The sequence below is a fragment of the Westiellopsis prolifica IICB1 genome (assembly GCF_004323185.1).
Classification (GTDB): domain Bacteria; phylum Cyanobacteriota; class Cyanobacteriia; order Cyanobacteriales; family Nostocaceae; genus Pelatocladus; species Pelatocladus prolificus_A.
In genome coordinates, this window is the sequence record NZ_NAPS01000001.1 from 621,754 (window position 1) to 636,401 (window position 14,648).

Genomic DNA, 14,648 nt, shown 5'->3' on the forward strand with positions numbered 1-14,648 from the left:
TACCGAGAATTTACCAAAAGCCACTAAAGAAAGGCTTAAGCTATAGCTAGGTTTTCTAAGGCTATTGCCTTGGGGTAGGCGCTCCGCCTATCCCTTTTTTTTATTTGTTGGTTGTTGGTCAATACGATTTGGATAAGACAAATCGATTAACATTTAAACCCACCAGAGACGTGCCATGGCACGTCTCTACATACCCAAATTGTGACGAGAATATTCTTAACTGAACCGTATTGGGTGGTTGGTGGTTGATTCTGGCTTGATCAACCAATATTTCGCCAGATAACTTTATGGATTTTCGGCAATATTTGAATAATTAGAACGTACCATTAAATACAATCATAAGTCTTCTAGGTTACCAACAATTATTTCATTTTATTTCACCAATCTTAATATTTTCTCAAAAAATTCGATCCGCCTGACGGCGGAAAAGAGAAAAAAACAAGTGTAAAGGGCAAGAGAAATAAAGCATAAAGGGCTACTGAAGAGACTTCCCGACAGCACAGACAACACGAAAACCAATATTGTAGAAGATGTAGTCGCGCTCCGCCCTAAGGTCGTAGTAGCGGGACGCGGAACGGCAGTACTTAGGAAGGTCGATCCAAGAACCGCCCCGCAGTACGGCATTTATTCGTTTTTGAAAAAGATCATCATTATTATCAAACCAAGGAGTACCATCTGTAGGCGCACTTTTATAGTTATCATGCCAATCGTCGAGACACCATTCCCATAGGTTTCCGTGCATATCGTAAAGTCCAAAATAATTGGGCGGAAAACTTCCTACTGGCGTTGTTTGCCTTCTATAATTTCCCTCGATTCCATCACCGTAAACATAGGTAGCATTATAATTTGCTACCTGATCTGTGATTGTATCGCCAAAGTAAAAAGGAGTCGTCGTACCTGCACGACATGCATATTCCCATTCTGCTTCGCTGGGTAGTCGATAATTACGACTTGTTTTTTGGGAAAGTCTAGCACAAAATTCTACCGCATCGTACCAAGAAATCTTCTCTACAGGAAGACGATCATTACCCTTGAAGTAAGACGGTCTTAGTTTTAACTCTCTATTGACCGGAGGACAAGAATTGACAACTCTATGCCATTGTTCTTGAGTGATGGTATATTTCCCCATAAAGAAGGTTGGGACTGTTACGTGATGTACGGGGCGTTCAGAATCTCTACTTTCTTCCTCATTAGCATAAGCGCCCATCAAAAATGTATCACCAGGAATTTCAACCATCTCTAGCTTGACACCAAACCCCAAATCCTCTACAAAATAATTAGCTTGATTGTTGTAAAAATTACTTTTAATTATAGATTTTCCAGAAGAATCCCTTTCTACAGATAATTTCACTGTTTGGAAATCAAATGTTTGCAATTTTAAGGAAGAATTTTCTTTTGGTTTATTTATATAATTACTGTTTACGCCTGCTTTTATAAGTGCTGCAATAATATCATCAACAACTTTATCAAGTCCTTTGGAAGTATTGGATGCAAGTTTGCCAGCAATAATCGGAGAAAAGTCAAAAACTTTCTGATATGAAACATTATGCCAAATTGGCAGTATTACTTTTCCAAACTTTATTTCCTTCTGCACAAGCCCTTCTAACTCAGACTTTGGCCATGGCTTGCTAATGAAATTAGGGCTGATGACAATTATTCCAAACCTGGATTCTGAGAGTCCTTTATTAATTGACTCACTTAAGTTGTCTCCTACTGTCAAAGAAAATTCATCATACCAAACACGATATCCTTTGTTTTGCAATTCTTTAGCTAGTGGTCTGACAAAATCTTTATCTTCACTTGCGTGACTTATAAATATGTCATGTTCATAACTCATAATTACGACTGTTCAGTACGTATATTATGATAAAAAGTTTAACCCGGATTTCTTGCAAACCTTGAGAAATATAGCAATCCTAATTGAGTTGTGAGAAAATACGGAATCCCAGATCCCCGACTTCTCAAAGGATACAGCTGGCGAATCAGGGGTGACATCCCTCATGAACGATTTTTCGTCATTCCACCAGATGTAGAGACGCGCCATGGCGCGTCTCTACAACCAATTTGTAGACGAACGAGGGGTCAAACCCACCATTCGCCAGCTGTATCCTCAAAGAAGTCGGGGATTTGAATCAAAATTAGTTGAATCTAAGCCGCAGATAAACAAAGAGGGGTAGGTTCTAAACCTACCCCCAATTCTTCAGATATTTTTCTGCCAACTGCTGCTGCTACTGGCTTTAAACTTTCAACTAAATCAGCCATATCTTCTAAAGACAAAGCTTGACGGGCGTCGGAAACAGATTTTTCTGGTTCTGGGTGACATTCAATAATTAAACCATCTGCACCACAAGCAATAGCAGCTCTGGCGACGGGTGCTACTAATTCCCGCTTACCGACTGCATGGGAAGGATCTACAATCACGGGTAAGTGGGTAATTTGCTTGAGTGCTGCGACTGCTCCTAAATCCAAAACGTTGCGAGTATAGTTATCGAAACTGCGGATACCGCGTTCACACAACACAACATCTGGGTTGCCATGGCTTAAAATATATTCGGCTGCCATGACAAATTCTTCAATTGTTGCTGCTAAACCACGTTTGAGGAGAATGGGTTTACCTGCTTTTCCTAAAGCTTTGAGTAAATCGAAGTTTTGCATATTGCGGCTACCTACTTGTAGCATATCAGCGTGGGTGGCGACGACTTCGATTTGAGAAATTGACATGACTTCGGTGACAACAGGAAGATTGTAACGCGATCGCACTTCTGCTAGAACTTTTAATCCCTCTTCTCCCATTCCCTGAAAAGCATAGGGAGAAGTGCGGGGTTTGTAGACACCGCCACGCAATGCTTGTACAGATGTAGTAGATAGCTTATGGGCGACAACCTCCATTTGTTCGATACTTTCAACCGTGCAAGGTCCCCCAATCACTACTACTTCCTGACCTCCAAAAGCAACTGTTTCGGAAATTTTCACAATTGTTTGGTGCAGGGGATGGGGTTTGGCTGCTAATTTGGCATTGATCATTTTGTTATTCTCCTGAAAAATAGAATCATGATGGTAGTTAGTAGTTGGTGCAATACTGCAAGGGATAGGATTTTTCGTCATAATTTTGAATATGTACCAGACGCGATATATCGCGTCTCTACATGATTTAAATGTCAAGCGATTTGTCTTATCCGAGCAGTATTGGTAGTTGGTGGTTGTTCTAAACAACAAACCACAGAAAACAAAAAACCCGGAACCTTGGTTAAGTTCCGGGTGCTGACGTTTCATCGACATGACACTTTACCCGGAACTTATTCTGGGCCAAAAATAAAAGTAAAACCAGCTACCGAAGTAAATCATGACGATGGGATTCTCCTTAAAAAAACAAAAACCGCAGAGTTCGCTCTGCGGTTCACCGGGCGGTTTCCATTAGGAAACTGAATTCACTCCCGGTGAACCGCCCTAAACCAATAAAAAAAGTAGAAGTTACTGCTAAACATAACGCGAGGTGCTTTCTTGAAAAAATTAATCTAAGCCTATATCCAAGAACATAACAGACGATTTGATTATAGTCAAGAGCTTTTCCAAGAAAGTTAAGAAGGATAAGAAAATGCAAATATCGAGAGTAAGAGTGAGAATAAAGAAGTATATAATATCTATTTTTTTAGGTACGTAAGTCAAATGTAGAGAATAAAGTAGAAGACCCCACAACTGTCCAAAAAACGATAGACTCATTACAAAGCTGGGGTTTAAGACTACGGCTTAATGTACATGTTAAGCGAATTGTTGTTATACATATCTCTCTGATAAATTCAAGATGCCTGTGTTAGTGTGCCAATATAAATTAACAGCAATTAGCTACATTAAATGGTTAATAGTTAGTAATTAGTGGTTAGTAGTTAATAATGGGTAGGATTGCAAAACTTTTCATTTATACAGTAACTAGTGGTCTGTCCCATTAATTTTGATCGCGGGTCTTCAAATCCCCAACTTTTTGAATAAGTTTGGGATCTCTTGCCCCTCACAATTAATACGATGAACCACTAGTACAGCGAAATAATTAATACCCAACACACAATAACCAAAAAACCCAAGGACTAGCTATTTTGATTTATTTTCGGCTGAATTCTAGTGATTGTATTATGCCTAGCTCCAAAACCAACATTTTAGCCACATCATTTGACTATAAAGGAGTTTATTCATGCCCTGTTTGTCATGTTGGCAAGATTAGTAATATGCCATTGATGGAAGCAATGTCTTGTGATTTTTGCCATCAGATTTTCACTGTTAATTTAGAACAACAGCAATTAGTTTTGCCTTCGAGACAACCTCCTTTAATTTGGCGTTGGAATGGCTTCAACTGGACAGAAGCTCATTTAGAAGGGGTTGAATTTGGTTGGAGTTATGTGGTAGCGGCAATCGCGTTTATACTTCTACCCACCGCTTTAATTGGGACAGTTGCTTACATTTTTCCGCCACATCCATACGCCCCTTTATCTTGGGTTCCATACATCTGGACAGTATTAACTTTTATCTCACATTTCACAATTATTGTTTGGCTTTTAATTGAAATTTATCAAATTCCAGTCAGGGCATATTTACGCGCTCTGCGACAACGTTTAATCGGTCGTTAAATTATAGATGTACTCTCAACAAATGCTCCTGGCTCTTATTCTCGTTACCAGGTTGAACTTGGTAACAAGAGTTTGAAGTTTCCCTATCCCGATACTGCAACTGGTACTCCACCACATTGATTTTATTCAGATCCCCGACTTCTTAAATAAGTCGGGGATCTATAACCAACTAACAAAAAAGTAATCGTCTAATAAACTGTATCAAAACTTACAAACTTTTGATTTTGAAAAAGTAATATTACGTAAAAAGCCAATTATTGAGCATGTGATGCAGGTAAATCAGCCATTACAAAAAATTGATTATCAAGTTGAGCAGTTAAAACAATTGTTACAATTTTTAGACAATCCTATCAGAGCAGAGCAATAACGTATTGCTCTAACCGTAGCAAAAGCAACGGAAAAACTAAGAACTTTAGCTGAAATATTCCCAATAGTAGAAACAATAGATAAAGAATTTAGCTGATAGTTGGTTGCATCACTCATAATTAAGTTGATTATCACCAATACGTCTTATGAGAGAGCTGGAGCGGTATTATCGGGTATTAGAGTTGGAGCCTGGAGCGACTTTAGAGGAAGTGAACCAGGCTTACAAAGATTTGGCTTTTATTTGGCATCCCGATCGCATCCCCTTAGATAACCAGCGTCTGAGAGAAAAGGCGATCAAAAAGTTACAAGAAATTAACGAGGCTAGAGAACAATTACGCTCTCTCAAAACCAAGCATCAAGTTCCCCATCATTCTCATCACTCCTATCAATCCCGTCAATCTCGTCAACCGAATCAATCTCATCAACCGAATCAATCCCATCAAACTCATCAACCGAATCAATCCCATCAAACTCATCAACCGAATCAATCCCATCAATCTCATCAAACCCATCAAACCCATCAATCCCATCAAACCCACCAATCACCCCCACCGAAAAAGCCACAACCACAAACTACGTATTCTTCAACAAACCCTCAATCACCAAACTACGAACCACCCAAGCAAAACCCAGACTTGAGTGGTCAAGATTTCAGCAGCGCCAATTTAAGCAATAAAGACTTATCTAGCAGAAACATGAGTTACGCCAACTTGAGCGGTGCTAATCTCAGTGATACTTTTATGCACAAAGTCATCCTCAGAGGTGCGGATTTATCTGAAGCCAATTTATTTAGAGCCAACTTACTTTTGGCAGATTTGCGAGAAGCCAATCTCCGAAATGCTAACTTGATTGGTGCTGACTTGAGTGGGGCTGATTTGCGGGGTGCTGACTTGACAGGGGCGCGTGTTCGTTCTGGCGATCGCTTACTTGTAAAATTGATTGGTGCTAACCTCAGTGGTGCGATTATGCCCGATGGCAATGTTCACGACTGATAATGTACCGACTTACTCTAACAAAAATATGAATATAACAATTATTGGTTGTGGTTATATAGGCTCTAAAGTTGCTAAATTTTGGCAGCAAGAACGGGGTTTTATTGTCACTGCAACCACAACCACTGCTGAACGAGTTGCAGAACTAGAAACTATCGCTCAACGAGTTGTAGTAGTAAACGGTAATGATTCTGAGAAGCTAAAATCAGTTTTAAAAAATCAAGATGTTGTCCTTTTAAGTGTTGGTGCAAAAAGTTTGAATACTTATGAACAAAGTTATTTAGAAACTGCTCAGACTTTAGTTTCAGTTCTCAAGCAAATTCCTAGTATTCAACATCTAATATATACCAGTAGTTGTTCTGTATATGGTGAACAAAATGGTGCATTAGTAGATGAAGAAACAGAGGTTGCACCCACAACTCCCAATAGCGAAATTCTCTCTAAAACTGAGCAAGAATTACTTTCAGGATCTAGTGAGCATCTGCGTGTGTGTATCTTACGTTTAGGAGGAATTTATGGCCCTGGTCGAGAACTAGTAAAAATATATAGCCGAATTGCTGGTACAACTCGTCCTGGAAATGGTGAAGAACCAGCAAATTGGATTCATCTTGATGATATTACTGCTGCTGTAGAGTTTGCTCGTCGTCATCGTTTACAAGGGATTTACAATCTTGTTGACAATGACGATCTTACAACTAGAGAAATATCTGATCGTGTGTGTGAAATACATAATCTGCCTAAAGTTGCATGGGATTCTTCCTTAAGTAGCAAGCGCCCATATAATGCCAAGATATCAAATAGAAAAATCAAAGAAGCAGGATATGAGTTGATTCATCCCCAGATGATTTTTAGCTGATTATTAAAGTAATAAAATATTATGATTACTCAACAGCAAACAGAATTCCCTACACAGTTTTACACTTGGCAAAATTACCGTTGTGCTTACACAGTTCATCAATCGATTAATTCCCCAGCAAATAGTATACCTCTGCTATTAATTCATCCCATTGGTGTAGGTTTATCGCGGCAATTTTGGCAAAGGTTTTGTCAGGAATGGGAAGAACAACAACAGCCTAATTTAATATATAATCCTGATTTACTAGGTTGTGGTGAAAGTGAACAGCCTCATATTGCTTATAATCCCAGTGATTGGGCAGAACAATTACAACATTTTGTGAAAACCGTTGTACAAAAACCTGTAATTGTTGTAGTCCAAGGAGCTTTATTTGCAGTTGCAATTCAATTAGTTAACAAAGAACCAAATTTAGTAGCGGGATTAGTATTAGCATCTCCTCCAGCTTGGCCATTGATCACAAAAGAATTACCAAAATGGCAAGCGAAATTAATTTGGAATCTGTTAGATTCACCTTTAGGTAATGTTTTTTATCGCTACGCCCGCAGAGAAAAATTTTTGCGTGATTTCTCAACCAAACAACTTTTTGATTCTCAAGAAGATGTTGATTCAGAATGGTTAAATACTTTGTGTGTCGGTGCAGAAAATACTACTAGTCGCTATGCTGTGTTTTCATTTTTAGCAGGATTTTGGTTACAAAACTATGGTAGTGCGATCGCAGCAATCAATCAACCTACATTAGTTGTTCTCGGTGAAAATATATCGAGTATTGCTAAAGAAGGTAAAAAACTTGAACCAGATGCATGGTTATCAGATTATCTTGCAGCTTTACCTCAAGGTCGTGGAATAAAAATTCCTGGTCGCAATGTTTTACCATATGAGTCCACGGCTGAATTTGTGAAGGTAATATCACCGTTTATCAATGAATTTGATTGAGTCTATAACTCTATCAAAACAAAGGAATGCAAATAATAACGATGCAGAGACATATAGTCATTATTAATATATTTCTTAGAATGGAAAGGAATGACTAGTGGTTTATCGCATTAGTTTTGATAAGTTGCGAAAGTTTGTAATTAGGGCTTTAGCTCTTGAAATTGAGCGATAAATCGCTCACTACAAACCCTTCACACTAGTTGTTTCACTACCAAATTATTAAATAAAATAAAGCAAAATTTATTTTTAAAAGTAAATTTATGTAAACATTTGCTTGTAATTGCTGTTTTTTGGTGAAAAAATTCCAAAAAACAGCTTTTTATTGTATTGAAAAAAACCCGTTTGATCATTTTTTTGGTTTTCTCTTAGTCTTCTTTAGTTTAGGTGTGAGGCAGTGTCATTCAACACTTATTTTCTTTCTTTTCTTCTCAGTCCAGTAGTTCTGCTATCAGCCTTTGTTGTACCATCTGTAACGGTGGCACAACAAGCCCAAGCAGAATTTCAAATTCAGCCTGAATCAATTGCGGAGACTGAATTTTCCTCAAATAAATTAGCACAGGTAAACTCGGTTTCCCAACTTTCTGATGTCCAACCAAATGATTGGGCATTCCAAGCATTACAATCATTAGTCGAACGTTATGGTTGTATAGCTGGCTATCCAAATGGTACGTATCGAGGCGATCGCCCGATGACACGATACGAGTTTGCTGCTGGTTTGAATGCTTGTTTGGATCGGGTGAACGAATTAATCGCTACTGCTACAGCTTCTCTGGTGACAAAAGAAGATTTAGCCACACTACAAAAACTGCAAGAAGAGTTTTCAGCAGAACTTGCAACACTGCGCGATCGCGTGGATACTTTAGAAGCTAGAACCGCCCAATTAGAAGCAAATCAATTCTCTACCACCACAAAACTCACTGGAGAAGTGATTTTTGCTCTTGCAGGTGTATTTGGTGATGAAGCAGCCGATAACAACAATAATTCTGATGACAACCCAGACTTAGAAGATAACATCATCCTCGCCGACCGTGTGCGTTTAACTCTTGACACTAGCTTTAGTGGTAAAGATCGTCTGCGAACCCGTTTGCAAGCCAGAAACGTTACTGAGTTTCAAAATAATGTGACAGGTACGAGGATGACTCGTTTAGGTTTTGATGGAGATGAAGATAACGATGTCGGGATTTCTGAACTTTACTACAAATTCCCAGTAGGAGATAAATTAAAATTCATAGTTGCCCCTGTTAAAGGTAATTTGGATGATCTTGTCCAAACCCTGAGTCCCTTTCAAAGCAGTAGTAGCGGTAGTATTTCTCGCTTTGGTCGATATAACCCTATCTATCGATCTATTGCAAGTGGATCAGCCTTAGGGTTAACCTATGGTGTCAGTAAAAATACAAGTCTTACTTTAGCCTATAAGGCTAGTGATGCCGCAGATCCAACTAATAGCAATGGGCTTTTTGATGGTAACTACAGTGCTTTAGCACAACTAATATTTCAGCCAATTAAAAGTTTTGATGTCAGCCTGACTTATATTCGCTCCTACAACACTGACAATGGCAATACTGGCGTCAATATTACCAGTAGTACAGGTAGTGAAAATGCCCGTAGACCATTTGGTAATGTTGCGACTTCCGCAGATACCTTTGGCTTGGAAACCAACTGGCGAATTAGCCCGAAATTTATCATTGCTGGTTGGGCTGGCTACTCGTTAGCACAGTCAGAAGTCAGTGATGATGATGCAGATATCTTAAACTATGCTGTGACTTTAGCTTTTCCTGATTTAGGGGGAGAAGGAAATTTAGGTGGTATTGTCTTTGGTATGCCGCCAAAAGTCATATCCAGCAGCCAAACGGAGGATCGGGACACCTCTTTACATATAGAAGGTTTTTATCGCCTCCAAATCACAGATAATATTTCTATTACCCCTGGTGTATTTGTAATTACCAATCCAGAACACAATGACAACAACGACAGCATTTTTGTAGGTACTATTCGGACTACCTTTAAGTTCTAATGTTGGTTCTCATTTCAAATTGTTTATGAGGTCAGACTTATGGAGGTAACGCCTCTACATACAATGAATCCTCTGACTCGATTCTCTGATAGAGCAGAGGATTATGTGAAATATCGAGGAAGTTATCCTCCCTCAGCCATAGATGCTATCTTGGCAGGGTTAGCACCACCACAGGAACTGATTTTAGCCGATATTGGTGCAGGCCCTGGAGTAGCCTCCCAATTGTTTGCCCAAAGGGGAGTGCGTGTCCTAGCAATAGAACCCAACGCTGCGATGAGAAAAGCAGCCATACCTCATCCCTTGATTGAATTCCGTGATGCGACAGCAGAGTCTACTAATCTACCAGATGCATCTGTTGATGTAGTTACTTGTTGTTCAGCTTTTCAATGGTTTAATCACGAGGTAAGTTTATTGGAATTTCGCCGGATTTTGAAAGCATCAGGAAGGCTAGCAGTGCTAGCTAACAATCGCTTGAAAAATGATCAGTTTACTGGGGAATATGTCCGACTTCTGCACGCATCTTCCGAAAATCATCCACCAGAAGCTTGTTTTGGATCAGTGGAACCATTGATCAATAGTCCCCATTTTGTCAATATCCGCCAATATACTTTTGACCACAGACGAGAGGTAGATTTAACTGGACTAATTGGAAATGCGATGAGTTATTCCACGGTTCCGCGTCAAGGACTTGCACACCAACAACTGATTTCTAGCTTGCAAGATTTACATGAGCGCCACTGCAATGAGCATGGTATGGTTAGCTTAATTTATCGCACCATTGTCCATCTAGCGGAACCAGTCAATGAGTAGGTGATAGTTTAATTTATTAATCTGCACGGATCGGGACTAAGCCAGCTTTCTTAATAAACTGCTGTCCTTCCTTGGATAGCAGTTGGTTAGCGTATGCGACTCCAGCAGCTTGGTCAGGTGTGTTATCCCGGCGAATCAAAACAAACACACGCCTACTTAGGGGGTAAGTGTTATCTTGTAGAGCTTTGACATTGATACGGCGATCGCTAGTGATCACTGGTACATATTCGTTGCTATTATTGGGAGCAACGGCGAGGGAGTGAATAGACCTCTGATTGATAATGTGTGTGGCTGAAGCAAAACTGATCGCACCTGGAGTTGCGGCTACTTTACGAAAAGCTGTAGTGTTATCCCGCACATACTCCATTTTGGAAGTGAGGCTATTGTTTTCTATTCCCAAAACCATTGTTACAGCAGTGGCCTTTTTGAGATAAACAATTGTGATCGGCAGATCAGGTCCTCCAACCTCTTTCCAGTTAGTTATTTGACCTGTATAAATTCCTTGGAGTTGCTGCACAGAAAGTCCAGGAATGGGCAAATCTGGATGAGTATAGAAGCTCATTCCGTCGAGCGCAATTGGCACAGCCTGCAAATTAAAACCCCGTTCTTTTGCCTTGTTGTAATCATCGTCCTCAAATGCTTTACCGGACAAAGCAAAGCTCACTTCCCCATTAAGTAGCATGGAGATACCAACACTTGAACTTGGACTACTATTATTGGCAGGCTCAGTGTAGCGTAGGTGAAAATTTGGATGAGCCTGCATCATCGCCTTGTGTGTACCCTGAGCAGTAAGAGTTGCTACGATCTTGGCACCACCATAGTTGAATGTTCCCTCTGGCACATTTGGGACTTCTTTCATGGAGTTGTAGAGTTTAATGTCTGAAGAAGCCTTATCTGGAGAGTTATTCAAACTGCTACTAGTCGTTAAAACTTGCAATTGCTGCCATAAAAAGTAACTTCCCCCACCTACCAGCAACAAGACTACAGCCAGAGCTAACCAACCTATACCAGGGGCGAGTTTTAATTTGCGAACCCCATCGTTGCTAGGTGCATAAGTAATCACAAGAGGTTTGCCACAATTTTGACAGTGTTTCGCCCCTACAGGATTGGCATCATAGGAACACCAACCGCAGATTACTGTTCCCCGATTATTAGATCCGTTAGATTCGTTAGAGTTTTCTTTAGTGTTAGATTCACCAGTATTCATCAAACCTCCTGGGAAGCGTATGTATAAACCTCAGTAGCCATAATGAGTGAGAGTGTCGAAATTCTCCCGTAGGGTAGAGTAAAGGATAAAGAGTAAAAGGTAAAGAGAAAGTAATTTTTCTTTCCTTTTTCTCTTCTTTTTCAAATTTTTCCCTTTTTATTTGACCTTTGCCCTTTTACCTCTTCCCAATCTCTGCAAAAAGTCTGGTTGTATAAATCTAGGAGCAGCCACTCTTTTAGCCACAAATTGGTTTGTAGACGCTATGATTTAATCTTTATTTGCGATCGCTTTTACGTTTGTGTGAATATTGGTTCATTTATAATAAAAAATAAAGTTTTTCAAGAAAGTCTTTAACCTTTATTATGAATTATCAAAGTATCATAATAAACATTCAAACGTTTTTTACAAATGCTTTAACGTTTTCTATAGTTAAGACAACATAATAAGTAAGATAAAAATATTTATCCAAATACTTTTATCTTACTTATCTTAATATCTTGCACCTAGCCCGAAATTAAAATTTGGGCTTAAAGCTAAAGTCGGTTCAAAACCGACTGATACCATTTCACGTTAATCGCGATACACATAAATCATGTACCAGACGTGCCATGGCACGTCTGGTACAAAAAAATATGTTTCACTTTTATTTAAAGGAAATTGGTATGACTAAGGTTTTAATACCAATTCTCCAAAATCAAGCAACAGATCCAAACCCCTAAAACCAGGCTGCATCTAATTTTCTTACTTGCGACTTGCGAATTGCGAATTGGTATAACCCATTAAAATGGGTTTAAGCTTTGAGCCGAAAATTTATTTTACGGCTGATTGCTGGTGCAAGATGTTATTTATAGATGAAACAATTTTTGTGCCGACTTACTTACTACTTTCATTTTGAGGTTGCCAAACAGCATCTGCTACTTTGACTGGTTTAGTAATTAGCTTCATACGCAATAAGTTATCAGCAAGTTTTTGTTGTTCAGAAACAACTTCATTATTGATCGGTTTTATACCGTAGCGTTTTCGCCTGGTTTCTGAAAGTTCTAGTGTGGTAACATCGACTCCCATCTTCGGTGAAAGTAATTCAGCAACTTGGCGAGGATGATCTTTTGCCCAGTTTCCCGTCTTTTCAATTTCGTCGATAATTTCCTGGATGATCTGGGGATTGGTGTTAGCAAAGTCTCGTGATGCAAAATAATATTCCCGTGCTGTTACTAAACCTTTACCATCTTTCAAGATCCGCGCTCCTCCCTCATTTTGAACAGCAGCGAAAGATGGGTCTTGAGTCGCCCAAGCATCAACATTTCTTCCTTCAAAGGCTGCACGGGCGTCAACACCACTAAGGTAAGTTGGCTGAATGTCAGAGAATTGCATACCTTGCTGTTCCAAGGCTCGCATCACTAGAAAACTAGAAGTTGAACCTTTATTAAAGGCAATTTTTTTACCTTTGAGATCAGTGACGGTTTTAATTGGGGAATCTTGATGAACTAAAATTGCTAGACTTTCTGGACTCGGCGGAGTACTGGCAAGATATACCAATGGTACACCAGCAGATTGAGCAAATATAGGTGGTCCATCGGATGCATGGGTAAAGTCCATATTACCTGCATTCATGGCTTGAAAAGAGGGAAGAGGGTGAGGAAACTCTGTCCACTTGACAGTAATTCCATTGGGAGATAGGCGTTTTTCTAAAGTACCTTGTTGCTTCACCAAAGCAAGAGTTCCACTTTTTACATAGCCAATACGCACGACTTTGGCTGTAGATTGTGTATTATTTGCAGAATTGGCAGAAGAATTTTGAGTGTTGGAAGTGCAACCAGAAAATCCTAAAGTCATGCACAAGCCGACCGTGAATAGCAGTGCAAAAATTTTGACTCTAAAAAATTGCTGAAAGAATTTTTTCAAAAAAGATAATCGCTTCAAGAAAATGAAAATATTCATGTCTAAATTCCATGACAAAACTGCGATGGTTAAACTTTAGGGAGCAATTCGTTTTTGAATTAGTTTTGGCGATCGCTAAATAATTTGTATTGATTTGATTTCTCAAGGGTGGATGTTGGCGATCGCTGATTTGCCCAATGCATACTGTTGTGGTTCCGACTTTTGAGAATTGGTTTTTGTATTCAAGACTCGCTGTAAGATTTGCTCTACGAGGGTTGCAAAAGCAGCATTTCCACGCTGACGAGGACGATTCAGAGCGATCGCCCAATCCATCGCCACTCTACCTTCTTCAATCAAAAGAACTCTATCTGCCAAAGTGACAGCTTCTTCCACATCATGAGTAATCAATAAAGCAGTAAATCCTTCTTGCTGCCAAATCTTCTCAATCAGTTGTTGCATTTCGATTCGAGTTAAAGCATCCAGAGCGCCCAAAGGCTCATCTAATAAAAGTAAACGCGGTTCACTTACCAATGCTCTAGCTAGTGCAACCCGTTGGCGTTCTCCTCCAGAAAGTACCCTGGGCCAATCAAAAGCACGGTCAGCTAATCCTACTTGTTCTAAAGCCCAATGCGCCTTGTGTCGCCAGTTTTGCTTCAATCCCAAACTCACATTTTCTAAAACTCGTTTCCACATCAAAAGACGAGCATCCTGAAACATCATTCGTATTTCTGGATTGAGCTTGTACAAGGGCTTTTCATCTAGCAATATACTTCCGCTACATGGACGTTCCAATCCTGCTACTAGCCGCAACAATGTACTTTTACCGCAGCCACTACGGCCGACAATTGCCACAAATTCGCCCCTTGCTATTTCTATATTCAATCTCCGCAATACGTCAATATTTCCAAAGCTTTTATTCAGACCTAATATCTTCAGGTCTACTCCTATGCTTTTTAGTTTATGCACCGTCAAA

11 protein-coding genes are annotated in these 14,648 nt (G+C 39.6%); 6 read left to right on the forward strand and 5 right to left on the reverse strand.

Annotated features, from left to right (window positions below):
- Positions 1–475: 475 nt before the first annotated feature.
- Positions 476–1,837, reverse strand: coding sequence for an SUMF1/EgtB/PvdO family nonheme iron enzyme (locus B4U84_RS32065; protein ID WP_131115389.1), 1,362 nt, complete (start codon positions 1,835–1,837; stop codon positions 476–478).
- Positions 1,838–2,148: 311 nt separating this feature from the next.
- Positions 2,149–3,024, reverse strand: a complete 876-nt coding sequence (gene aroF / locus B4U84_RS02675) for a 3-deoxy-7-phosphoheptulonate synthase (protein ID WP_131118679.1) — start codon at positions 3,022–3,024, stop codon at positions 2,149–2,151.
- A gap of 1,103 nt (positions 3,025–4,127) precedes the next feature.
- On the opposite strand from aroF, the gene B4U84_RS02685 reads away from it, so the two are divergent.
- The 6 genes from B4U84_RS02685 to B4U84_RS02710 all read left to right on the forward strand — a co-directional run bounded on the left by B4U84_RS02685 (position 4,128) and on the right by B4U84_RS02710 (position 10,590).
- Positions 4,128–4,619: a hypothetical protein gene (locus tag B4U84_RS02685; protein ID WP_131115391.1), complete on the forward strand. Its 492-nt coding sequence runs from the start codon at positions 4,128–4,130 to the stop codon at positions 4,617–4,619.
- A 512-nt stretch (positions 4,620–5,131) separates the two neighbouring features.
- Positions 5,132–5,977, forward strand: coding sequence for a pentapeptide repeat-containing protein (locus B4U84_RS02690; RefSeq protein WP_131115393.1), 846 nt, complete (start codon positions 5,132–5,134; stop codon positions 5,975–5,977).
- A gap of 28 nt (positions 5,978–6,005) precedes the next feature.
- Entirely contained in the window at positions 6,006–6,833 is an 828-nt protein-coding gene (locus B4U84_RS02695) for an SDR family oxidoreductase (RefSeq protein WP_017311789.1), read from the forward strand.
- 21 nt (positions 6,834–6,854) lie between these two features.
- Positions 6,855–7,766 carry an alpha/beta fold hydrolase gene (locus tag B4U84_RS02700; protein ID WP_131115396.1) on the forward strand — a complete coding sequence of 304 codons (912 nt, stop codon included), beginning with the start codon at positions 6,855–6,857 and terminating at the stop codon, positions 7,764–7,766.
- Between the two features lie 394 nt (positions 7,767–8,160).
- The gene (locus tag B4U84_RS02705; RefSeq protein WP_131115398.1) at positions 8,161–9,780 is read left to right on the forward strand and encodes an iron uptake porin; all 1,620 of its coding nucleotides are present in this window, start codon (positions 8,161–8,163) and stop codon (positions 9,778–9,780) included.
- Positions 9,781–9,819: 39 nt separating this feature from the next.
- Positions 9,820–10,590, forward strand: coding sequence for a class I SAM-dependent methyltransferase (locus tag B4U84_RS02710; protein ID WP_026082003.1), 771 nt, complete (start codon positions 9,820–9,822; stop codon positions 10,588–10,590).
- A 16-nt stretch (positions 10,591–10,606) separates the two neighbouring features.
- Here the strand turns inward: B4U84_RS02710 and B4U84_RS02715 are convergent, their stop codons facing one another.
- The 3 genes from B4U84_RS02715 to B4U84_RS02725 all read right to left on the reverse strand — a co-directional run bounded on the left by B4U84_RS02715 (position 10,607) and on the right by B4U84_RS02725 (position 14,641).
- Positions 10,607–11,797 (reverse strand): PstS family phosphate ABC transporter substrate-binding protein, encoded by a 1,191-nt coding sequence (locus B4U84_RS02715; protein WP_131115400.1) that lies wholly within the window; start codon positions 11,795–11,797, stop codon positions 10,607–10,609.
- A gap of 873 nt (positions 11,798–12,670) precedes the next feature.
- Positions 12,671–13,735, reverse strand: a complete 1,065-nt coding sequence (locus tag B4U84_RS02720) for an aliphatic sulfonate ABC transporter substrate-binding protein (RefSeq protein ID WP_131115402.1) — start codon at positions 13,733–13,735, stop codon at positions 12,671–12,673.
- A gap of 102 nt (positions 13,736–13,837) precedes the next feature.
- Complete coding sequence (locus B4U84_RS02725; RefSeq protein ID WP_131115405.1) at positions 13,838–14,641, reverse strand: ATP-binding cassette domain-containing protein; 804 nt, start codon at positions 14,639–14,641, stop codon at positions 13,838–13,840.
- Between the last annotated feature and the right edge of the window lie 7 nt (positions 14,642–14,648).

Bases quoted from the DNA above. Each gene is read 5' to 3' on its own strand.
- B4U84_RS32065 (WP_131115389.1), bottom strand. From the start codon at position 1,837: ATGAGTTATGAACATGACATATTTATAAGTCACGCAAGTGAAGATAAA.
- aroF (WP_131118679.1), bottom strand. From the start codon at position 3,024: ATGATCAATGCCAAATTAGCAGCCAAACCCCATCCCCTGCACCAAACA.
- B4U84_RS02685 (WP_131115391.1), top strand. From the start codon at position 4,128: ATGCCTAGCTCCAAAACCAACATTTTAGCCACATCATTTGACTATAAA.
- B4U84_RS02690 (WP_131115393.1), top strand. From the start codon at position 5,132: ATGAGAGAGCTGGAGCGGTATTATCGGGTATTAGAGTTGGAGCCTGGA.
- B4U84_RS02695 (WP_017311789.1), top strand. From the start codon at position 6,006: ATGAATATAACAATTATTGGTTGTGGTTATATAGGCTCTAAAGTTGCT.
- B4U84_RS02700 (WP_131115396.1), top strand. From the start codon at position 6,855: ATGATTACTCAACAGCAAACAGAATTCCCTACACAGTTTTACACTTGG.
- B4U84_RS02710 (WP_026082003.1), top strand. From the start codon at position 9,820: ATGGAGGTAACGCCTCTACATACAATGAATCCTCTGACTCGATTCTCT.
- B4U84_RS02715 (WP_131115400.1), bottom strand. From the start codon at position 11,797: ATGAATACTGGTGAATCTAACACTAAAGAAAACTCTAACGAATCTAAC.
- B4U84_RS02720 (WP_131115402.1), bottom strand. From the start codon at position 13,735: ATGAATATTTTCATTTTCTTGAAGCGATTATCTTTTTTGAAAAAATTC.